The organism is Cellulophaga algicola DSM 14237 (genome assembly GCF_000186265.1).
Lineage (GTDB): Bacteria > Bacteroidota > Bacteroidia > Flavobacteriales > Flavobacteriaceae > Cellulophaga > Cellulophaga algicola.
In genome coordinates this window covers 239,066-261,292 of record NC_014934.1, presented here as the reverse complement: position 1 = coordinate 261,292, position 22,227 = coordinate 239,066, and the positions used below count along the sequence as shown (strand labels likewise).

The 22,227-nt window shown below is 34.1% G+C and carries 18 protein-coding genes and 1 pseudogene; 7 read left to right on the top strand and 12 right to left on the bottom strand.

Going from position 1 to position 22,227, the window contains the following annotated elements; all coding sequences use genetic code 11:
* Positions 1-552 precede the first annotated feature (552 nt).
* From gap to CELAL_RS22925, 3 genes and pseudogenes are all read left to right on the top strand, one after another.
* A complete protein-coding gene (gene gap / locus CELAL_RS01210) occupies positions 553-1,542 on the top strand; it encodes a type I glyceraldehyde-3-phosphate dehydrogenase (protein ID WP_013549084.1) in 990 nt (329 codons plus the stop codon).
* A 287-nt stretch (positions 1,543-1,829) separates the two neighbouring features.
* On the top strand, positions 1,830-1,991 hold the full coding sequence (locus CELAL_RS22090; RefSeq protein ID WP_169311394.1) for a hypothetical protein: 162 nt from the start codon (positions 1,830-1,832) through the stop codon (positions 1,989-1,991).
* Positions 1,958-3,460, top strand: a pseudogene (locus CELAL_RS22925) (IS1182 family transposase); the annotation flags it as partial. The gene CELAL_RS22090 and the pseudogene CELAL_RS22925, both read left to right, overlap by 34 nt.
* 94 nt (positions 3,461-3,554) lie before the next feature.
* Here CELAL_RS22925 and CELAL_RS01200 read toward each other — a convergent pair.
* On the bottom strand, positions 3,555-3,989 hold the full coding sequence (locus CELAL_RS01200) for a YxiG-like protein (protein WP_148229641.1): 435 nt from the start codon (positions 3,987-3,989) through the stop codon (positions 3,555-3,557).
* Positions 3,990-4,338: 349 nt separating this feature from the next.
* Between CELAL_RS01200 and CELAL_RS01195 the strand changes: the two genes are divergently transcribed.
* On the top strand, positions 4,339-5,307 hold the full coding sequence (locus tag CELAL_RS01195) for an IS110 family transposase (RefSeq protein WP_013549082.1): 969 nt from the start codon (positions 4,339-4,341) through the stop codon (positions 5,305-5,307).
* Positions 5,308-5,463: 156 nt separating this feature from the next.
* Here the strand turns inward: CELAL_RS01195 and CELAL_RS01190 are convergent, their stop codons facing one another.
* Together CELAL_RS01190 and CELAL_RS01185 are read right to left on the bottom strand one after the other, a co-directional pair.
* The gene (locus CELAL_RS01190; RefSeq protein WP_013549081.1) at positions 5,464-5,787 is read right to left on the bottom strand and encodes a type II toxin-antitoxin system PemK/MazF family toxin; all 324 of its coding nucleotides are present in this window, start codon (positions 5,785-5,787) and stop codon (positions 5,464-5,466) included.
* Positions 5,778-6,023 (bottom strand): AbrB/MazE/SpoVT family DNA-binding domain-containing protein, encoded by a 246-nt coding sequence (locus CELAL_RS01185; RefSeq protein ID WP_013549080.1) that lies wholly within the window; start codon positions 6,021-6,023, stop codon positions 5,778-5,780. The genes CELAL_RS01190 and CELAL_RS01185 overlap by 10 nt, the downstream gene beginning before the upstream one ends.
* A 698-nt stretch (positions 6,024-6,721) precedes the next feature.
* Here CELAL_RS01185 and CELAL_RS22765 point away from each other — a divergent pair.
* The 3 genes from CELAL_RS22765 (at position 6,722) to ltrA (ending at position 9,841) form a co-directional block, all read left to right on the top strand.
* Complete coding sequence (locus tag CELAL_RS22765) at positions 6,722-7,267, top strand: reverse transcriptase domain-containing protein (protein ID WP_316928345.1); 546 nt, start codon at positions 6,722-6,724, stop codon at positions 7,265-7,267.
* Between the two features lie 43 nt (positions 7,268-7,310).
* The gene (locus CELAL_RS22760; RefSeq protein ID WP_316928344.1) at positions 7,311-7,994 is read left to right on the top strand and encodes a group II intron maturase-specific domain-containing protein; all 684 of its coding nucleotides are present in this window, start codon (positions 7,311-7,313) and stop codon (positions 7,992-7,994) included.
* Between the two features lie 593 nt (positions 7,995-8,587).
* Positions 8,588-9,841 (top strand): group II intron reverse transcriptase/maturase, encoded by a 1,254-nt coding sequence (ltrA, locus tag CELAL_RS01175; protein WP_013549079.1) that lies wholly within the window; start codon positions 8,588-8,590, stop codon positions 9,839-9,841.
* A 117-nt stretch (positions 9,842-9,958) separates the two neighbouring features.
* On the opposite strand, the gene CELAL_RS01170 is transcribed toward ltrA, so the two are convergent.
* The 9 genes from CELAL_RS01170 to CELAL_RS01130 all read right to left on the bottom strand — a co-directional run bounded on the left by CELAL_RS01170 (position 9,959) and on the right by CELAL_RS01130 (position 22,161).
* Positions 9,959-10,894 (bottom strand): hypothetical protein, encoded by a 936-nt coding sequence (locus tag CELAL_RS01170; protein ID WP_013549078.1) that lies wholly within the window; start codon positions 10,892-10,894, stop codon positions 9,959-9,961.
* A 721-nt stretch (positions 10,895-11,615) separates the two neighbouring features.
* A complete protein-coding gene (locus tag CELAL_RS01165) occupies positions 11,616-12,020 on the bottom strand; it encodes a hypothetical protein (RefSeq protein WP_013549071.1) in 405 nt (134 codons plus the stop codon).
* A 324-nt stretch (positions 12,021-12,344) separates the two neighbouring features.
* Positions 12,345-13,460: an HNH endonuclease gene (locus tag CELAL_RS01160; RefSeq protein WP_013549077.1), complete on the bottom strand. Its 1,116-nt coding sequence runs from the start codon at positions 13,458-13,460 to the stop codon at positions 12,345-12,347.
* Positions 13,461-13,462: 2 nt separating this feature from the next.
* Positions 13,463-15,202 carry a restriction system-associated AAA family ATPase gene (locus CELAL_RS01155; RefSeq protein WP_013549076.1) on the bottom strand — a complete coding sequence of 580 codons (1,740 nt, stop codon included), beginning with the start codon at positions 15,200-15,202 and terminating at the stop codon, positions 13,463-13,465.
* Positions 15,183-16,706, bottom strand: coding sequence for a restriction endonuclease subunit S (locus CELAL_RS01150; protein ID WP_013549075.1), 1,524 nt, complete (start codon positions 16,704-16,706; stop codon positions 15,183-15,185). The genes CELAL_RS01155 and CELAL_RS01150 overlap by 20 nt, the downstream gene beginning before the upstream one ends.
* Positions 16,703-18,361, bottom strand: coding sequence for a type I restriction-modification system subunit M (locus tag CELAL_RS01145; RefSeq protein ID WP_013549074.1), 1,659 nt, complete (start codon positions 18,359-18,361; stop codon positions 16,703-16,705). Before CELAL_RS01145 ends, CELAL_RS01150 begins: the two co-directional genes overlap by 4 nt.
* A complete protein-coding gene (locus CELAL_RS01140) occupies positions 18,361-21,159 on the bottom strand; it encodes a type I restriction endonuclease subunit R (RefSeq protein ID WP_013549073.1) in 2,799 nt (932 codons plus the stop codon). The genes CELAL_RS01145 and CELAL_RS01140 overlap by 1 nt, the downstream gene beginning before the upstream one ends.
* Positions 21,156-21,356, bottom strand: a complete 201-nt coding sequence (locus CELAL_RS01135; RefSeq protein WP_013549072.1) for a helix-turn-helix domain-containing protein — start codon at positions 21,354-21,356, stop codon at positions 21,156-21,158. The genes CELAL_RS01140 and CELAL_RS01135 overlap by 4 nt, the downstream gene beginning before the upstream one ends.
* A 400-nt stretch (positions 21,357-21,756) precedes the next feature.
* On the bottom strand, positions 21,757-22,161 hold the full coding sequence (locus CELAL_RS01130; RefSeq protein ID WP_013549071.1) for a hypothetical protein: 405 nt from the start codon (positions 22,159-22,161) through the stop codon (positions 21,757-21,759).
* Positions 22,162-22,227: the final 66 nt, after the last annotated feature.

The following is a 22,227-nucleotide window of genomic DNA, read 5'->3' as shown; positions in this document are numbered from 1 at the left end:
TCTTAGGCTCGTATGTCTGATTTTTAGCTTAAAGATAAAATATTTATATAAATAAAAGTGATTACAAAAGAGATAGTTTTAGAGTTTGTGCTTGCTAAAATTTTATGTTTGAAGTAATAACTTTTTCAACAAGACCATTATCAATAATCATCATATTTTACAAGAAAGATACAAGCTTGAATGTAATAACCTTCAAGAACCCCATTAAAACATAATGCTATAATTCCAGACGGTTTAAATGTAGTTGCAGAATTAGCTCTTATTATACTCTTAAACTCAATATCAGGATTTAATTGAAAAGGGTCAAAGCCGGTAATTAATACTTTTATTACTTTCTTTTAAAAAGTCAATTCCTGTATAGTTTCTACTAAACTCTTATAATCGACAAATTTCTTTTGTAATAATAAAAAATACTGGTAGATGTCGTTAACATCAATTTAACGTAATAACTGTAGGTTACTAGGTTTATTTACGACAAAAGATATGTGAAAAAACGACTGTTTAACGTCCTTTTTCACGAAACCTAAAAACAAACATTTTAAATCTTCCATTATGAAGAAAATAGCAATTAATGGTATGGGCCGAATTGGCCGTACCACCTTGAAAGTAATTCTTGATACACCAGAACTAGAAATAGTTGCGGTAAATGATATCGCGTCTATTGAAAACATAGCTTATTTACTGGAGTATGACAGTGTCCATGGTAAATTTGAAAAATCCGTAGCTTTTGAAGAAGGTAATCTTATAGTAGATGGTAAAGCAATTCGTTTCTTTAACGAAAGAAACCCAGAAGACCTTCCTTGGAAAGAATTAGGTATTGATGTGGTTGTAGAGAGCACCGGTATTTTTACGAATTATAATGATGCTGATCGTCACATTAAAGCAGGAGCTAAAACCGTTGTTTTATCTGGGCCATCTAAAAGTCCTGAAATTCCAACCGTTGTTCACGGTGTAAATTCTGAAGATGGTAAAACCAGTATCTTTTCTTGTGCCAGTTGTACCACCAATAATATTAGCCCAATTATAGAGATTATAGGAAGACGTGTTGGTATCAAAAAAGCCATCATGACTACTATACACGCAGATACCAGCTCTAACGCTATGGTAGATTCACCTAACAAAGGTAATTTTAGAATGGGCCGTTCTGGTATAAATAATCTTATACCTACCACTACAGGTGCGGCCGTAGCTACTACTAAAGCATTACCGGAATATGCCGGAAAGTTTGATGGTATGGCTATTCGTGTGCCTGTTGCTGTTGGTTCTCTATCTGACATTACTATTGTGACGGAGAAAACGGTGACTGCAGAAGAAATCAATAAAATATTAGAAGAAGAAGCACAAACGGAGCGTTACAAAAAAGTGTTACAAACCACTTATGCGCCTTTAGTTTCTAGTGATATTATTAAAAGCCCTTACGGATCAATTGCCGATCTATCTTTAACCAAGGTTGTAGACGGAGATTTGCTAAAAGTATTGGCATGGTATGATAACGAATGGGGATTCACCAACCAAATGGTGCGCCAGTTACTAAGTCTATAGATTGATTTTATTCTGAAAATCGGTTTTATAACTGAGTCGAGTATATCTTTTAAACACAGGTCAAGCTTTTATAGTTTGACCTGTTTTTACTTTATACGCCTTTTTATTTTTTGTGATTTGATGCGGTATTTAAATTTCAAATTTAGAAGAACACACTTTGCTTAGCAGTATTTTTCGTACTTATTAGTTTTCCTATAAACACACAATCTGTACAAAAAGAACATAGGGGACCTGTAAAAAGTAAAGAGGTTTCGCTCTATATAGTTACCAATAAAAACGGAATGAAAATGCAGATCATGAATTTGGGCTATATTATTACTTCTCTTTTTGTACCTGATAAAAACGGAGAATTAGATGATGAGGTTCTAGGGTTTGATAATTTAGAAGCGTATTTAAAAGGCTATCCTAGTTTTGGCGTTACTATGGCGATAGTGGTCAAAAGCGTATAGATCCAGTAGTATTTTTCAAGATGTGTTTGGTTGGCTATTTAGAGAATATTATTAGTGACCGTAAGCTTATAGCCCATTGTTCAATGCGGTTAGATATTTTATGTTGGTTATGATACCTGCCTGCCGGCAGGTAGATGATGAATTTCCTTGGCACAGTACGATAAGTAGGACTCGTCAGTTGTTTCCTGAGTCAGTATTTGAAGAAGTTTTCACTAAAGTACTTAGTATGTGTATAGAAAAGGGCATGGTCAGCGGTCATACCCAAACGATAGATTCTGCCCCTATATAAGCGAATGCAAGTATGGATACCTTGGAGCTTAAAGTACCTGAGGATGAATTGGAAGAACATTTACGAAAGGTTCGCGTGTTTAGTTCTATGGACAAAGAAACACCACACCGTAAAAGCAAAGGTGATAAATCTAGCGAAGAGCAGCGTAGTGTTAGCGCTAGTAAAAAGGAATTAAATGCAATAAAGAGTCGTAACCAAAAATGGTCAAAAGATAAAGATCAACGGCCAGGAGCTGGAAATAAAGGCGCAAAGCCTGCCTGCCGGCGAGGCAGGTATACGAGTAATAGTGCCTTCCTCTCACTCCGTTCGTCGGAGGCAAGATAGTCCCACAGATCCAGATGCTCGGATTAGAGTAAAGCCAGGCAAGGCTCGGAAGCTTAATTACTTGAATCAGTTAAGTGTCGATACGGCCAGTCATGTAATTACAGATATACAAGCGTATCATGCTGATGGTAAGGACAATCAACAATTACCTGATATAGTAGAACGTTTGCATAAGCGTTTGTGGAAACAGGGTCTGTTTTGGAAGAATTGTGTTGCTGACACTGGCTACAGTAGTGGCGAGAACTATGCTTATTTAGAGCAAAAAGGACTTAAAAGTTTTATTCCTCCACATGGGACCTATAAAGGCGGACCGAATGGTTTTATTTATAATAGAGAAGAAGATTATTATCAGTGTCCACAAGGAAAGATTATACCATTTACCAAAGAGTTTAATGATTATAAAACAGGAACAAAGAAGAAAGAATATAGGGCACGAAAACATGTTTGTGTTGCTTGTCCAATGCGCACTAGTTGTCTAGGGAAAATTGCTCAAGAAAAGAAATTTAGTGTTACTTATTATAGAGCTGAATACGAACGTAATAATGCTAGGGTTCACAGTCCACAGGGCAGATACATGAAAGGTAAACGTCAAAGTACAGTTGAACCTGTATTTGGTACTTTAACTCAGTTTATGGGCTTACGAAAAATAAATACGATAGGCTTAAAACAAGCCAATAAGGTAATGCATCTTTCCGCAGTAGCCTATAATCTGAAAAAGTACCTGAGGTTTACTCAAAAATACGTAAAAAGTGGAGCAGGAATGGGGTCTTTATTCATTCTTCTAAAAAAGACCTTATATGCTCTAAAAAACTCACGTTTAAGCACTTTAAAAATAACCAATTACTTAACTAATTGAAAAATGAAACCGCCTTAAAAGGCGGTTATAAAGGTCATTATTTTATAAATTATGGAGTTGTGCAACGGTTACCATTGTTGTGTGCTGGCTTTTTTTAGTCAATTTTAGATACAATTTGGTCAATCGAATCCGAATTATTATTTAACCGTCGTAAGTCAAAATCAGAAATAATAAAAGTCATTTTGTACAATGCGGTTTCTAAAATAATTTCTTTAAAGTCCATTCCGACTTTAGCGCTCAATTCCGACGCTTTCTTGGATTCCGTATTTTCCTTAAATCCAGGATATGCCATAACAGAAGTCCCGTCCCAATCAAGATTATCAAAATCCGTTGAATTCAATTCAGAGTGTAAATCAAAACAATTTTTAAACCGTAAAATATAATTACCGTGATTATTATCAATCCAATTCGTTTCAATTTGGAATAAATAGTCTCGGTTGTGTTCATCAAATCCGTGTTTATGGATAAGAACATCAAAAATCTCTTCTATTTTTACTTTATCTAAGTTCATTTTTGAGCTTGCACACAACGTGTTTGTATATGAAAAGTCGCGTCTAAATATGCACAAATTTTCGGTTTAATACTGACCTTAAAAATTAGAAAAATCCAATGAATTAAGCACTTACCAGCAATTTTTTATATACGGCTTAAGTTTGATTCTCAGTAAATTGTTGATATAATAAGAAAGAACAAAAGAGAGAATTAAGGTTACTATATACGGTGAAGCTTCAGACTTCGACAACATTGATAATCCTCTCTCTTTTACTACTTAAATCACGTTCAGTTCCCTGCCTGTCGGCAGACAGGTGTGAGACTTTAGATCTCGTTTTCAAGTTGTTGTGAGCAGAAGTAGCCGGTTCTTTCATAAAACATTTCTTATGAATAAATATAAAGAAACTTTTGGAGTTGACATCAGTAAAGATGTCTTTGATGTACATGGTAGTAACAAAGGTCACGACCAGTATAAGAACGATGAAATTGGATTTAAGAAATTCCTTAAGGAATTGCCCAAAGGTTCATTGGTCGTTATGGAAGCTACCGGTTATTATCATTACAGACTTGCGCAGTTTCTTCACAAAAATGAAGTAATAGTTTCAGTAGTAAACCCATTATCTGTCAAACGTTTTATTCAAATGAAACTTGCCAAGGTAAAAACGGACAAGAGCGATGCCAAGGCTATATGTGAATATGCCCTTATCAACGAGGTTCCTATTTACAATGCCTTGACGGATACCCAAAGTGAATGCTTACAGTTGTTCCGGTTATTGGATACCTATTTAAAACAACGTACGGCAACCAAGAACAAGATACATGGGGAAGCTGTTCTGGGCATACCCTCAAAGTTTGTTTACCGTTCCTTGATACGTAACAAGAAACAGCTGAACAAAGAGGTAGCTGCTATCGAGTCAAAGATTCTGTCATTGGTAAAAGAGGATCAACAGGAGCAATTGACCTTATTGACATCGATACCTGGTATAGGTCAAAAGACTGCATTGTTCTTAATTGTTGTCACTGATGGTTTCAGTAAGTTCGAAACAGCAGCACAGCTTTGCAGTTATGTAGGTATAACCCCAACAATACGAGAGTCCGGGAGCAGTGTAAGAGGTCGTGCGCGAATAAGTAAGGTCGGCAATAGAAAGCTTCGGAATCTATTGTTTCTATGTTCTTTCAATGCCTGTAAACACAACAAGGCATGCAAAGAGGTGTATGAGCGAATCGTGAACAAGGGAAAGAGCAAGAAATTGGCACTGATAGCCGTTGCCAACAAACTATTAAAGCAGTCTTTTGCTATCGCAAAATATGGCAGACCATATGATGAAACTTACGTTTCTGTATTGCCTAGATAAATAGCAGATCAATTGAATAAAAAAAGCTCAAGAATCTGTTTATTGAATCTATGAGCCTAGAATAATATTGTCTCAGATTAAAGAAGAATTTGTTTGTTTTTTACCTCAGTTCTTTGTTGCCATTAGTACTTTTCATTTTTTGTTCAAAATTCAGTTTTAATCCACAAAAGTTTCTCTTATAATATCTTTACATTTCTGTATTTCAGATTTCGATAATTGGTCAAACGTTTTTAATATTCGAGATTTGTCAATTGTCCGGATTTGGTCGATTGCAATCATTCCTTTCTTTCCGTTATGTTTTACTTTAATTCTGGTCGGATAATTTTTCAAGTTAGTCGTCATTGGCGCAACTACGATTGTTCTTAAAAACTTATTTATCTCGTTTGGTGAAACAATCACACAAGGTCTTGTTTTTTTAATTTCACTACCAATTGTTGGGTCAAGATTTACGAGTACGATTGAATATTGTTCTAATTCCATTCTTCAAAATTTTCGTCCTCAAAAACATCATTGAATAATAATCGGTCGTCATTATTCTCGCGCATTTCTTCAAATGCTTTTCCCCAGTTTTTTCTTGGACTACTAATAGGTTTTAGGATTATTTGCCCTTTTTCCAAAATCATTTCGACTTTGTCTTTAATATTATACTTTTCCAAAACAGTCTTGCTTAAACGCAGACCTTTAGAATTTCCGATTTTTATAATTGCTGTTTCCATAACTTTATATTTGTAATTACAAAGTTAGTACAAATTATTCAATCCGCAAAGTTTTTTCGTATTAATGGCAACGTGTTTGTATATGATTAGTGGCGTGTTTCAGCACCTAATTTAGTAAATAAAAACGGAATAGAAAATCTGGAAAGATTTTCGTAAGCAAGCTAAAACTAGCCATTAATTATATACGTTGTGTGTGCCCAGTATGGGCATCTTTACCTTATAGCAATATAAGGATTTATTTAGAGGGTGTAAGTCCCTTATGCGCTGGAGTAACGTCTGGAAGCATTAGTAAGTCGCAAGGGTGGTAACTGCGAAGTTACATCTGAAGAAAGCGAGACTACAAAACTCGGTACTGACGAACAGGAACCGTATACAGAGGCATATTCATCTGGGTAAGCAAGCACATCATTGTAACGCCCCAAGATTACAAAAAGGTAAGTATGTAGATACGGCAGGGATGGAGTGAAACCTGCCTGCCGGCAGGCAGGGAAGATGTTTTTACCTGGGGAGATCTCTATAATCACGAGTTGGTATAGTAGAGAAGTCAGCCGAGGTCATAGTACTTACAGGAAACGAGCTAGGGAAAAACCCTAGAGGTCTCATGAGTAAGGAAGGACTGAACGTTAAATCACGTCTAGATTCGTATAGGAATCCGTTAATTGGATAGCCTATACCTAGAAGGACAAGAACAGTACGAAATGATAGCAAAAGTAGTAGCAGCTAGAAACTTGAGTGACGCCTGTAAAAAGGTGGTCGGCAATAAAGGTTCAGCAGGAATAGATGGAATGACTGTACAAGAGCTAAAGGCATTTATAGATGCCCACCGCTCAAAAGTGGTACACCAACTTATTTCCAAAAGCTACAGGTCACAAGCTATCAAAGGGGTAGCGATACCCAAGGCGAATGGTAAGACCAGATTACTGGGAGTACCAACGGTAGTAGATAGATGGCTTCAACAAGCGGTAAGCCAACAACTAGTGATTCATTTCGAACTCGATTTCGAATCAGAAAGTTACGGTTTCCGCCCAAGGAAGAACCTTCAACAGGCAGTATTAAAAAGTCAAGAGTACATCAATGATGGCTACCAAGACTTAGTAGATATCGACCTTAAAAGTTTCTTTGATGAAGTCCAACACTATAAACTACTTCAGCTTATTTATAACAAGGTTAAATGTCCGACCACCTTATGGTTAATCCGCAAATGGTTACGAGCGCCTATTTTTAAAGAATGGGCAACTGTGTAAGCGCAGAAAAGGATTACCACAAGGCAGCCCATTAAGTCCGTTATTGTCTAACATCATGTTAGACCAATTGGACAAACATCTAAAAGTACGAGAGTTCAGGTTCATTCGCTATGCTGATGATTTCAGTATTTACACAAAATCAAAAGCAGCGGCACGAGCGATAGGGAATGAGGTTTATCTGTTTTTAAAGGAGAAACTGGATTTACCTGTAAACCGAGCAAAGAGTGGTATTCGTAGACCCTCTACGTTCAAGGTGTTGGGTTATAGGTTTACGCCAGTCTATAAGAAAGGCGTAAAGGGGAAGTATCAGTTAATAGTAAGTGAATCGGCTTGGCAAACACTCAAACGCAAGCTCAGGTACCTTACCAAGAAAACGCTACCATTTTCATTAGCAGAAAGGCTACAACGCTTAAAACTCATCTATAGAGGGTGGTTGAACAATTTCCGATTGGGAAATATAGAGACCAAACTTAAAAAGCTGGATGAATGGTTACGTAACCGACTACGCTACTGCATATGGCACGATTGGAAGAAACCAGAGCGTAAGCGCAAGAATCTTATTGGCTTAGGCATAAAACAGGGACAAGCGTATGCTTGGAGTAGAACAAGAATGGGAGGCTGGGCAGTAGCCCAAAGCCCTATACTCAGAACTACTATTACTGAAAAGCGCTTAAGAAAAAGAGGTTATGAAAGTATGCTAACGTACTACCACGTTGTAAAGTTCTGATATAACGAACCGCCGTATACGAGACCCGTACGTACGGTGGTGTGAGGGGTGCACTCCGTCATTTGATGGCGGAGCCATCCACTCGATGTGTGCTGTGTAATCTATGATAAAGATGGAGGTAGGTCCTCCGATGAGGGTTTTTAGGAAAACTCATCAAACCACTTCTATGACACATCCAAGGCAACAAAGGTGTGTGAAGCGATAGAAGAAAAGGCTATTTAAAATAGTCAGGTAGGGATAGAAGAGATGAGCGAAAGCGAACCTTGCGAAGAAGTGACGAAAAGACCAGTCGTTGTCAAAACCTGATTTATATCGAGGAATCGGGGATAAGTGTAGAGGGCACCTAATTACTGACTATACGGCAACCGTCATAAAGCGGGCATGACTTTTATCCAGGCTTTATCGTGGAACCACAGGAAGCCTATGTGCTATGCCAAAAGGAAAACACAAGCAGGAAATACCTGTGAGTCGATTACTAACGAGCGCATAGGTTGCGGATGAAGTTGTAGTAGTGTTGAAACTCCTGTAATGGGAGCGGAGCGAAGGACTTCAGTTATACAGTTTAAATTTAAGGACAACTTAAAATTGTAAGGATGATTTTTAAAGAACAAACAAAGTCGATTCCCATAACCAAGGAAATGGTGTGGGAGTCCTACAAGAAGGTAAAAAGTAACAGAGGAAGTGCCGGGATAGACCATCAAACCCTATCGGAATTCGATAGTGTACGTTCCAAGGAACTGTACAAGGTTTGGAATAGACTGGCATCAGGAAGTTATTTTGCACCTGCGGTAAAGCGGGTAAATATTCCAAAGGCAGGGGGCAAGACCCGACCTTTGGGTATTCCCACGGTAAGCGATAGGATAGCACAACAAGTGGTGAAGCAGTACCTTGAACCTAGGTTGGAATCCATATTTTCAGAAAACTCTTATGGATACCGTCCCAACAGGAGTGCACATTCGGCTATTGAAGTTGTACGTCGAAACGTACTACGATACAGCTGGGTGATAGATCTGGATATACAGGAATTCTTTGAGAATGTAGACCATGGTCTTCTGCTGAAAGCTTTGGAACGCCATGTTTCGGAGAAGTGGGTGTTGCTCTACATCAAACGGTGGCTGGAAGCTCCAGTAATACTAGAAGATGGAACGGTTAAAATATCCACGGGCAAAGGAACACCTCAAGGAGGGGTGATCAGCCCACTTTTGTCTAATCTATATATGCATTACTGTGTGGACAAATGGTTAGAGCAATACCATCCACAGGTAAAGATGGTGCGTTATGCAGATGACTTGATTGTACATTGTAGAAGTTATGAGGCAGCTGTCCATACACTTGAAGTTCTAAAAGAACGTCTGACAGAGTGCGGTCTGACCGCGCATCCTGAAAAGACTAAAATAGTGTACTGTAAGAAGGATGGCAGAGACCTCAAAGGGTATCCTGTACAATTCGATTTCTTAGGATTCAGCTTTCAACCGATAAGGTTCAGATTGAAAAAGGGAGGAAGCTTCCTTCAATTTGATTGTAAGATGAGCAGAAAATCTAAAGTTCGAATCACGGGAGAACTCCGTAAACTTGCTTTCCATAACAAAACTCAACGTGGGATACAGGATCTGGCAAATCTGCTGAACCCCAAGATCCGTGGTTGGGTTCGGTATTATGGAAAGATAAGTCGTAGGAGTCTGCAACCTCTTTTCTATTACCTACACAATCGTATGCTCGGATGGATATTGAACAAGTATAAACGCTTCAAAGGAAGCAAAATCAAAGCTGTAAAATGGCTTAGGTTTATTACAAAATCATATCCAAATCTGTTCTATCATTGGGAACTGGGGTACAAATTGGTCTAAATTTATTTAGACATTATCGACTGTATAACAAGAGCCGTATGAATCGAGAGGTTCACGTACGGTTCTGTGAGAGGTTTAGGGGTGAAACTCCTCTTTACCTACTCGACTAGGTTTTCGTTATTTTTTACTACTGAGTAAATCTGCTAATTTCTGTATAAAACTCCTGTTTTTGTATTCGGCTAATTTTTTCTCAATATTTAATAATTGGCTTTCTTTTTGTCTTATAGTTTTTGTCAAATTAATTTTAGAGTTCTTAAAATCAGTATCTAAATTTTTATAGTCTCTGGCTAATTTACTTATTTTTTGAATTTTATCATTATGGTTTTGTTCAAGTTCCTTTTTTTCTTGTTTTAATTTATATACTTGGTTACCTAATGACCTATTCGAAAATGTTGGATACTTTATTGAAGCTTCTATTTCTGTTGAAAGAGCTAATTCAAGTTCTTTTTTATAAATATCGAGTTCTTTTTCCTGAACTTCTTTTCCTTCTAATTTGAATTTCAAATCTTTTGTTGCATCAATTTCTAATAAAGGAATTCCTAAAAATTGAAAATGTTTTCTCTTCGTGTCGTCAGGACTATGAGTAACATTTACTTCAATCGCAATTTGACCGCCCCAACGTTTCTCTAATGTTTTTGGATTTGAAAAGCGTATCAACAAATCAGGGATATATTCAACTACTTCTTTTTTTTCAGTACAATAAACCTTAATTATTTCCTTCTCGTGTATTATTGTGTCAGGTATTATTTTTAAGCTGTAATTATTTATTTTTAAATTTAAAGTATCCAGTTCAGAAATTACTTCAGTTATAAATTCGTGAGTTGTAGTCATTCTGTTTTTGCTAACATTTGTAGGGCCAGAACCGCTAAAACAGAATTTAGATGAACTGGAACGAGTATGAACATTATATCTTTTTCCTTGTATAGGTTTGGATTTTAAGTCTAAATGCTCCCATTTTGTAGGTTCTTGATTACAAAGTTTTTTATATGTATAACATGAAATAGTTTTCCAGATTCCATTTTCTAAATATTGTGCTAAATACTTTGAATTCATTCTTAATAGAGTGTTTTTTTAATGAAACCTAACGATAGATGTATAATTTGTGGCCTTTATTCATATCAGTTAGTTTAGGCCATAAATTATACAGCGTGTTGTGTGCCGTTTTATTTTAATTTTTACTTTTCTAAAATTAGCAATAAAAAAGGTAACCGTTTAAAATACCGAACGTAATAGATCCATTTTTTTAAAGATTACCCATACTTATGTTTTTATGTAGAAGCATGAAACGTTAGTATGGGAAACAGAAAAATCGATCTCCTATTTTGTTATAAATCCATAATTATTTGACTTTGTATTTTATTTTAACGTCCTTATAACAAGTATTTTAACGTGATAACGTTTAGAAAGTCTTCTTTCTACGCCATCAAGCGCAATACTTGAGTTATAATTCCATCCTAAAGGCTGTAATTTATAACTAACAAAATAGGAGATCTCCCATTTCTTTATTCATAAACCTTTTCACATAAACTTTAAAAAAATGTCTTAGCGGTATTGCAAATGGCATCACAACGCTTGAGCTATGAACAGTACGGGAGCAAACTAGCGTTTGCTTTCCGCCACGCACTTAGCGAAATCTTTTGGTTTTGTTTTTTCTTTTTTGATGTCAAAGCGAAATCCCAAAGATTTCGCGACCTTATAAATATACACAGACCTTAGCGTTTAAAACCTAAGCCCGTATTGTTTATAGGTTTTGTTAGCAAATGTTTTTTTTCGGTTAATCAGTTTCAATTCCGATATCGTTAAACATTTTTTTCAATTCCTTTATATCTGATTGCGTACCTAGTTTTATCAAATCCCGTAATTTTCCGTTCTGCAATTCCAAACTGAATCTTTTTCTTCCCAAAATTTGTTTTTCTTTTAACCGTTTTATTTGGTCCAATGGTATTTTTTTGAGTGTTGTCTTTTTTAACAGCACATAAACTACTGCTCCAATTGATATAGCACCTACGAAAATCCATATGTAACCAATCATATTCAATTCTCCATCTTTTATTTTATACAAGTTAATTACTGCATTGAATATATTTAAGAGCATTAAAAAACCAATTATTAGATAAGACGTTTTGAGTCCGTCATTTATTTCTATCGACTTTTCCTGCGCAATGTATTTAATTTTCATATGTGTCTTTTTAAATATTTGCTAACGTTTAGTATAAGAAACGTAGGGCAATAAATAAGCACTATCGTTTCAGTTTATTACTTAGCTAAATATAAATATTTTGCTTTTATTTTTTTCTTAAATGCCAAATTTTATATTTGGCGGACTTCATTAATATACACAGAACTTTCGATTTAGCACAAACGCCCTATGTTTTTTATACATTGTTAGGTGTCTGGCTTTTTTTTATCCGCAAACTTGCTAGCGTTGGCGTGAAAGCTCTTTTAAATTTGTGAGGCACGAGCAAACTTTAAATGTGCTTGAACTTGCGTTGGCTTAATCATTTCAAAACAATCCCATAGATTCACATTCTTCTAAAAACACACTTTTTAGAAATCCATTTTCAGCTTTAAGATTATATTTTGCTTCAAATAACTTCATATCTAAAAATTCTTTTTTTGTTAAAGTTTGTCCCATTGCGATTGCATTCTTATAACCTTCATTTACCATTTGAAACCAATCAATCCCTACATTTTTACTAGCTATAAGTGCCTTATAACGTTCATCTATACCGAAAACACGTTTCCAAGCTCCTATTTCTTCATCAAAATCAGTTAATTTAATTTCTAATTCAACATCTTTTGGTTTAATCTTTAATATATCTGAAGTCTTTAATTTTATACTAATTTCAAAGTCTTTTATATCAGGTTGAGAAGTTGCATAAGGATAAAAAGCTTTATTTCTATTAGCCATTTTACCAACAACTAATTTTGTGCTTTTATAACTAGAGTTACAGTCATTGCACATTGGTGCTAAATTTTTGAAATTTATACTACTGAACGGAAACTTCCCTTTAGGAATGTAATGGTCGTATGCTTCTTTTTTGGTGTGGTGAATTCCTTTTAAATCTTTGATTCCACAAAAGGGGCACTTTCCTTCATTATTCTGAGTAAAAAATGCTTGGTAATGAGCAGGAAGAGATTTGGTTTTTAACGACCCAAAATCTTTTAAATTAAAAGGAGATTTATTCCCATATAATCTCTCGTAAAATGCCTTTAACTCTTTGCCTAGGTTTTTTTGTATAGTTTCTAAATCTTTATAAGTAAGAATAGGAAGTTTTGGATTAGAGCATATTTCTTCAATATTATTGTTGTTAGAATAATAATCTATTAGTTCTAGTTTGAAATCATCATCATTTATGGCTGCAAACGCTTTAAATATCTTCTCTATTGAACTATTAAAAAAATTAGCAGCTACACCTTCATCATTGTTTATGTCGTTAGACACATCATAATCCACATAATGGTTGTTTACATAAAAATCATATAGCTGTTTATTGCCTTTTAACTTTTCTGCATCAAAATTACCTTCAGCAGGAAGCCAAACATCTTCAAATAAAAAATCTAAGTATTCTTGAAGTTTTTCTACTTCGTGCGATATGTATGTGTAGTTAAATAACAAGTTTATTTCATTTTTTTATAAACTTCATTTAACAACAAAAGACGTTCTACGGATTCGCCTATTTCAGTTTTTACTTTTGATATAAAAGCATCATAATTTTCACTTTCTAGCTGTTCAAACTCTTCTCTCAACTCCTGTATTCTTTTTTGAGCAACTTTACCAACCGTATTGGGCATATTAAATACTTTAATTCCAATGGAATTTATAGAAGTACCAAAAGTTTGAAAGTCTGGATTAACTGGTTTTTCTCCTTTTTTGAATACTTGAACGTATTTAGAGTCGCTATCTGAAAGTAAATATGGAGAATGTGTTGTAATCAACATTTCTCGCATAGTCTCATTCTTGTTTTCTTCTTCTTGCTCGAAACAAAAACGCAAACTTGATAAAAACTTTGCTTTCCAACTTGGATTAAAATGTGTTTCTGGTTCATCTAATAAAAACAAGCTACGAGTATCTTTAAAAAGTAAGCATAACCCTAAAGAATGTAAAAATTGATGCTCACCATCTGACAATGCTTTGGTATAAATATTCTTTTCTAAGCCTTTTTTCTTGATTTCAAAATTCTTGATATTCAAGACTCTTCGAGACTCAATGGGTCTAAAGTTTATTGATTCACTTAAGAAAATGTTTTCTGTAGCATAGGTGTTATTCTTGCTTTCTTCATTTACTGAATGTATTTCTAAAATTAAAAGCAGTTGAAATAATTCAAAAAGTTTTAAAGGGTTATTTTCAAAATGCAATTGAAAAGCTTCTATTGTAGCTTCATTTACTTTGTAATCTAATATTAGAAAACTACTATCGCTAGATTCGTTTTCAAAAAAGTTATAGTTTTCTTCTTCGTACCAAGTTGTAGCACATTTTTTTAATTTCTCAATGTATGAACTTGTATTTTTAAGTTCTTTTTTGGTATCAAAATCTAAGTTTTTTAATAATGGATATTTCTTGTCTTCAAATTCTTTAAGAATATCTGTTTTAATGATTAACCGAAAAGAATCTATTTTCTCAATACCTACATATTCTTTAAAAGGAGATAATATGTCCTTATCCAAATTACTATTTGTATGCATTAGCATATTAGTCAACAGGATAAACTGACTATAAGATTTATCTACATATATTAAAGAACTTTCAGGACTTGGGTCTGTTGTAGTTTCGGTAATTAGATTATTGTAATAAGCGTCATATTGAATAAACCTACTTTTAAAAAACGGAAGACTTAAAGTTTCGTTTTCTCCAGAAGCATAACCAACAACATATTGTGGCAAAAGGTATTTAATTTGATAACTAGAAAGGTCTGAATCTAACCCAAAATCTTTTTTATTTACCCAATCTATAATTGGACGTTTACCTTCTTGCTTTGTAATAACAATATGTGCTTTTGTGTTTAATGCTGTTTCGTTACTTATTTCGGAAAAATCTTTGTTATTAATAAATGTAAGATACTCCAATTCGTACTCATTAACCCTTGAAAGTGTAGAGTCAAAAGTTGCTATATTATTAATTACTTCTTCATCAAAATAACTTGGTTTATTACTTAAATAAATACAGTCTAAATGATAAAATATCTCTGATAAGGCTTCTAAAACATTAGATTTACCGCTACCGTTTTTACCTGCAAACACATACGGATTAAAAGCCGTTGCTTCACTCCAGTCATCTTTATCTAGAAAAAACAGTTCAAAATCTTTTTGTAAAGACCTAAAACCATTTTCTTGGTTTATTTTAAGCCTTAAAAGTTTCATCTGTTAGTTTTAATTTTACGATTGCAGTTTCTTTATCAAATATTTGTTCTAATAATGGAGGTTTCGCTTCTAAAAATTTGAAAATCATTTGTTGCCAGTTTGCATTAGGGAAGTCCATATCACCACTGTGATAAAAGAAACTATGTAGTTTTTCTTCAATATTACCTAAAGTAAAAGCTTCTTCTTTTTTGAATGTATCTTTTAGTAAAAATTGGTAAAACTCATCCAGACTAATTAAATCAAACATCCATTTTTCTCGTGTAGAGGTAATTTCATCTGGAATACCTAAAAACGTAGCCAAATCAAGGTTGGTTATATCTACTTTTTCACCTTCTTTCTTTTTTATTTCAGACATAATCGAGTCTTTTTTTTTTACTTCTTCTTTTGAAACTTCTATTTTCCCTTTAAAAGCTTCTTGTAGCAAACTATTGAGCAAGTCTTCTAACTCCGTTCTGGATTGAATTAAGGTTTCTTTTTGGGCTTGTATGCTGTAATAAATAGAATTAAATTCAAGAATAAGATGGTCTTCACACTTAATTATAGGAATATTTGAAATGATGGTTTTATTCAAGTTTTTCATTGTTACTCCTTTTGCATTTCTGTTTAAATACTCAATTGTATTAAACTCCGTCAAAGCAAGAAGAAGAAAAACTGAATGTTCAATATTTTTAGGCCTCAGATATAAACTACCAGTCCCACAAAACCAATTATTCTCGATTTCAGTAATTAAGCCACACCTTCCCATTTCTCCTCTTCGAGCCATTATAATATCACCTTCGGTTAAGTGATAATTAGGTAATGAATTATATTTTTCTTCAGTTAACGTTATTTCATTATCAGGAAAAATTTTATTGTCAATTATATTTACAGGGTTTACTAATGGAATTCCTCCTTTGATATAGTCTTTTCTGTGTAATTGAGAGCCGAAAGGACCAATCTGAATTTTCTTTAAATAGAATTTTAGTTCAACAGAATCGTGTTTGTTAGCCATTACAGGATCTCCAAACATATCCAAAAACTGAGCTCTTAACAACTCATCTAATTGTGCAATGCTTTTTTCTCTTTTTTGCACCAAAGCACTTGCTTTGTCTAGTAGTGCTACTATTTTGTTTTGGTTTTCTATTGGTAGAATAGGAATATCAAGGGTTGCAATGTATTTTGAAGAAATATTTTTTAATCCAGCACCTTTAAAACCCCTTTCTAAAATATGTAGGTTACCAGATAGATAGTAGTATACAAATCTAATATTTACTTTTTTATCTTTTCTTTCTGCAATATAGCAATGTGAAGTTGTTGCAAATGGTTCATTAAGGTAATGAATGTTTGCACTTCCTCCATTACCAAAAACAAGACATTCTTCAAAAAACTGAGGACTATCAGTTCTTTTAGTTATTTTTTGGCTAGAAGTTAAAAAAGGATATTCACCTTTTGTACTTCCATCACTTGCTTTTAATTTAGATTTTTTAGCAAAACGAAATAGGTCGTTAAATTTTTCTGTTATCATCCTATCAAGTCATTTAGTTCTTGCATATCTGCTAAAATGCCTTTTTCCATTTCCATTAATTTGGCTAAAATTTCTTTGGGTGGTTCATAGGTTTGTTCTGTATACTCGTATTCTTTGTATCTGTTATAACTAAGGTCTAAGTCGTTTTCTTGTATTTCGGCTAATGGTACAAAAAAGTGATTTTTACGGTCTGGATATTCTGACGTTTTTCTAGCAGTATATTCGCTCTTTACTACAGGTAATGGGTTTTCTTCTAGTTTTCTACGGTTATCGTCTAAGCTATAGCCATCATTTTCTAAGGCATAAAACCAAACTTTGTCCGTATGCCAAGTTTTGCTGTCTTCTTCTACCTTGGTAAATACTAAAATAGCGGTTTTTACACCTGTATACGGTTTAAAAGCACCAGCTGGTAATGAAATAACCGCTTCTAATTGGTTGTCTTTCAATAATATTTCTCTGGTTGCTTTTTGTGCTTTAGAGCCTCCAAACAAAACACCTTCTGGTATAATTACGGCAGCTTTACCACCAGCACGCAACATTTTAGAAATACGAGCCAAAAATAAGAGTTCGGTAGAACCTGTGTCTATTCCTAAATCTGGGTTTACATCTCCTTTGTCTAGCTTACCCGTAAAAGGTGGGTTAGCCAAAACGATATCGTAATCGCCTGTTTCATTGTAGTTTTTACTTAATGAGTCTTTATATTCAATATGCGGATTATCAATACCGTGCATCATTAGGTTCATTAAACCCAAACGCACCATTGTGGTATCTATGTCAAACCCATAAAAGCTATCGTTTAATATTTGTTTGTTTTTCTTATCTAAAACAGAAGAGATAGAAGCACGTTCAAAACCATCTTCATCTGCTACTAATAAATCAGGTTCTTTTTGTCGTACCAAATCACTTAAAATATATTGGTAAGCTCCTAATAAAAAACCACCAGTTCCACAAGCAGGGTCAGCTATTTTATGTCCCAATTTTGGTTCAGTTAGTTCTGCTAATAGTTTTATTAAGTGTCTAGGTGTTCTAAACTGTCCGTTTTTACCTGCTGTAGCTATTTCTTTTAGCAACATCTCATACACATCACCTTGTATGTCTTGAAAAGATTGTTTGCCGTCTTTTGCGTCCTCTGCTATTTCTAAAAATATTTCGTCTACTTTTTTTATAGCTTCTACCAATAAAGAAGGCTTTTCAATAATAAAAACCGCATTCTTCATATACTTGGTAAAAGAAGACGTTTCATCATTCAAATCTTTGATATGTGGAAATACATTATTCCTAAAATGGACTAGCATATCATCCGCTGGCATAGCTTTAAAGAAACTCCATTTTAATTCTTTTTTAGGTCTAGGCGTTAAGGCTTTTTCTCGTTTATTGTACAATCTTGCTTTTTCTGTTTCAGTAACTTCAGGTTTTGGGCGATACAAACTTTCGTCTATCCAAGGTGTGTATTCACCATCAAATTTAGATTCATACGCTTCACTTGTGAATTCAGCATCACGTTCTCTTTTACTTTCTAGTTCGTCTAATCTTTTCACAAATAACAAATACGTAATTTGTTCAATCGCAGTAAGAGGATTGGCAATACCGCCACTCCAGAACGTATTCCAAAGACTGACGATTAATGCTTTTAATTTTGAGTTGTTTTGTAACATTATGCTGCTAATATTTTTGCTGTTAATTGTAGTATTTCGTTAATTTCTTTGGGCGAAAACACACCTCTTATTCCTTCTGGGTGTATCATTGTAAATGGTGATTCTATTAGATTTTTCTTTTCTAGATTTCCTTTTTCTAGAATGTATTTTTTTAAGATATCTAAAAATTGAAGTTGTCTGCTCGATAAATCATTATGTTCGGTAATAAAATCATCAAAAGCATTGGCAACACTATCCGTAAAAGTTTCTAATACTTCAAGGCCTAAAATGTGTTTGATAAATTGTAAAAACTTGGCTTTCTTATTTTGGTAAACTCTACGCAAAAGACCAATAGTAATATGAGGGTTTTCTTCGTGCAATTCATTGGCTAATTCTTCAACTTCTTCTTCCGTAATTAAGTTTCCATCCAATATTTTTTGAAGAATAGGATTGGATGCCATTAATTCCTTAATTTTTTCTTCGACCATTTCCCTATAACGAGTAATACTTACTGCTTCATTTTCTGGTCCAAATTCAACCATTTCCTTAGTTGCTAATTCATCTTCAAAATTGAATTTGGAAGGTCCCAAATTTGCATCTCTTGAATCTATATATCTAGCTAATGGAGAAAGTTTGTCAATTAAATTATTGAAATTATCTTCTTTTATGTTGTTCCAAAAATGATTTCGTTGAGCATCTTTTATAAGTTCTTGCTGTTTGGCGACTATGTTTAATGATAGAGGTAAATCAGAAATACGTTCTATTAAAGCATCTTTAAGCATATCGTACTTTTCGGCTTCATTTTGCATTTTAGCTAAAGAAACCTCTAAAATATCTTTCTCAAAACGCATAGCTTTATAGTCTACACCAGAAATAGTTCGCATTAGAGGAAGTATTTCAGATTTTAAGAAGTCTATTTTTTCAGAATTTATATTTTCCCAAAAATCAGGGTTGTTAACTTTTGCAATCGCTTTACTATTCTCTTTTATGACTATTGAGTTTGCAGGTAGAAGTATGATTTGTTTTTGTAGCCTTTCGCATTCTTCCTCAATCGTATTTTGAATACTAGCTTCAAGTGCAAACTCTAGTTTTTCTAATCGTAAACCGAATAGTTTAACAGGAATAGGTATGGCTTGTTTTAGTTCTTTTCCTTTCGGTTTTAGTTTAAAATATTCAAAATTATCCCAACAATCTAAAATTAAGAAAACGTCTTTTTCCGTACACCAAGATTTCATTTGTGTAGGTTCTAGCAAACGAGTTCCTCTACCTATCATTTGCCAAAATTTAGTATAGGAGTAGACTGGCTTTGCAAAAACTAAGTTTACTAATTCTCGAATATCAATACCAGTATCTAACATATCCACACTAATAGCAACTCTTGGAAAATCTTTGTTTTTAAACTGGTCTAGTAAACCACCTTTTCCGTGAACTCTAGAATCTTCAGAAACCATTACTTTGGCTAATTCGCCATTGTATTGTGGATAGAGTTGGTCAAATATTTCTTCAATACGTCTTGCGTGAGCAATATTGGCACAGAAAAATATTGTTTTCCCTGGCAATACACCATTGATGTCTTTTATGGATTCCTCCATAAATTCCTTTACAATAAGTGTATTTGTTCCTTTGTTTATGACCTTCTTTTCTAATTCTACACCTTCAAAATTGATTTCGGCAATCTCCTTTCCTTCAAGAATTAATTTCTTTTGGTCTTCTAAGGAAACTGTTCTTTTGCTAATTCCATCCGTTTGAAATTTGGTTTTAATTTTCATTACCTGAAAATTGCACAAATACGGAGGGATATTATTTACAGCTTCCTCATAGGTATAAGCAAAAGACGGTAAACCATCTTCACAATTAAATATTTTAAAGGTGTTGTGGTCAATTACATCTGTTGGTGTAGCTGTTAAGCCAATAGTAATGGTGTTGAAATAATCTAATACTTCTTTATAGGTATTATAAATGCTTCTGTGGCTTTCATCTACTACAATTAAATCAAAGAAATGAGGAGATAATGATTCTTTTTCTTCACGAACTATATTGAGCATTGTTGGATAGGTAGAAATATAAATTCTTCTATCTTTTGCAATACTTTTTTCACCTTGTTTTGGCCATCTAGGTTCGTTGGGTAAATGTTCTTTAAAAGCTTCTAATGCTTGGTCTCTTAATGCAATCCTATCTACTAGAAACAATGCTTTTTCTGCCCAGCCAGCTCGCATAAGAGCTTCAACTAAAGCAATGGTCGTTCTTGTTTTACCTGTACCAGTTGCCATTACTATTAAAAACGTACGTCTTTTTTGTTCGAGACCATCCATTACAGAACGAATAGCTCTTATTTGGTAATCTCTACCAGCAACTTTGGTATTTATGAGTTCGCTTGTAAGTGGTTTTTTAGCTTCCCTAATATATTGATAACGTTCTAAATCTTCTCTTGTAGGATAACCAACTACTTTTCTTGGAGGAGCATTTTCTAAATCCCAAAAGAATATGTCGTGACCATTGGTATAAAAACAAAAGGGTAAAATGTCTTTTGTTTGCTTTTGAATATTATAACAATATTGTTTTGCTTGTTCACGACCTGTATTTGCATCTTTAGAACTTTTCTTAGCTTCAACAACAGCTAGAGGTTTTCCGTTTTTACCTAGTAAAACATAGTCAGAAAATTGATTATTGAGATATTTTGCAGTCGGCTCTTTTGCTTGGTTTTCAGAATTTAAATTAACAGTATATTCTTCAACTACTTGAGATAGGTCATTCACATCCCATCCTGCTTCTTTTAGATGAACATCTATTAGTTTTTTTCTGGTTGTTGATTCGTTCATTTCTGTTTTTTATTTGAAATGATTAATTCTTTCACGTCAATGTCTAATATTTCAGCAATATTCATTAGTATTTCTAATCGTGGTTGTTGTCTGTTTTGCACATAAGCATTGACCATATTGTAGCTTTTACCCAATTTCTCGGCAAGCCAAATTTGTTTAATGCCTTTTTCTTCCAACACTTCCTTAATTCTGTTCATTTTCAGACGTTGTTTATTCAGGAACTAATGTAAGTAGATTTTTCATTTTATCTCATAAAGTTGTGAGTTTTATTCTCGTTTTTCTGTGTGGGTGGCGGTGGGGAAGGGGAAGCTCTTTTTATTTTGTGAGGCACGAGCAAAATGAAATGTGCTTGACCGTGCGGTGGGTTTTCTTTTTTTTCAGCTTGCACCTAACGCTTGAGCTATGAACAGTACGGGAGCAAACTAGCGTTTGCTTTCCGCCACGCACTTAGCGAAATCTTTTGGTTTTGTTTTTTCTTTTTTGATGTCAAAGCGAAATCCCAAAGATTTCGCGACCTTATAAATATACACAGACCTTAGCGTTTAAAACCTAAGCCCGTATTGTTTATAGGTTTTGTTAGCAAATGTTTTTTTTCGGTTAATCAGTTTCAATTCCGATATCATTAAACATTTTTTTCAATTCCTTTATATCTGATTGCGTACCTAGTTTTATCAAATCCCGTAATTTTCCGTTCTGCAATTCCAAACTGAATCTTTTTCTTCCCAAAATTTGTTTTTCTTTTAACCGTTTTATTTGGTCCAATGGTATTTTTTTGAGTGTTGTCTTTTTTAACAGCACATAAACTACTGCTCCAATTGATATAGCACCTACGAAAATCCATATGTAACCAATCATATTCAATTCTCCATCTTTTATTTTATACAAGTTAATTACTGCATTGAATATATTTAAGAGCATTAAAAAACCAATTATTAGATAAGACGTTTTGAGTCCGTCATTTATTTCTATCGACTTTTCCTGCGCAATGTATTTAATTTTCATATGTGTCTTTTTAAATATTTGCTAACGTTTAGGCTATGGTTAGTACGGGACTTAAAAGTAGTGAAC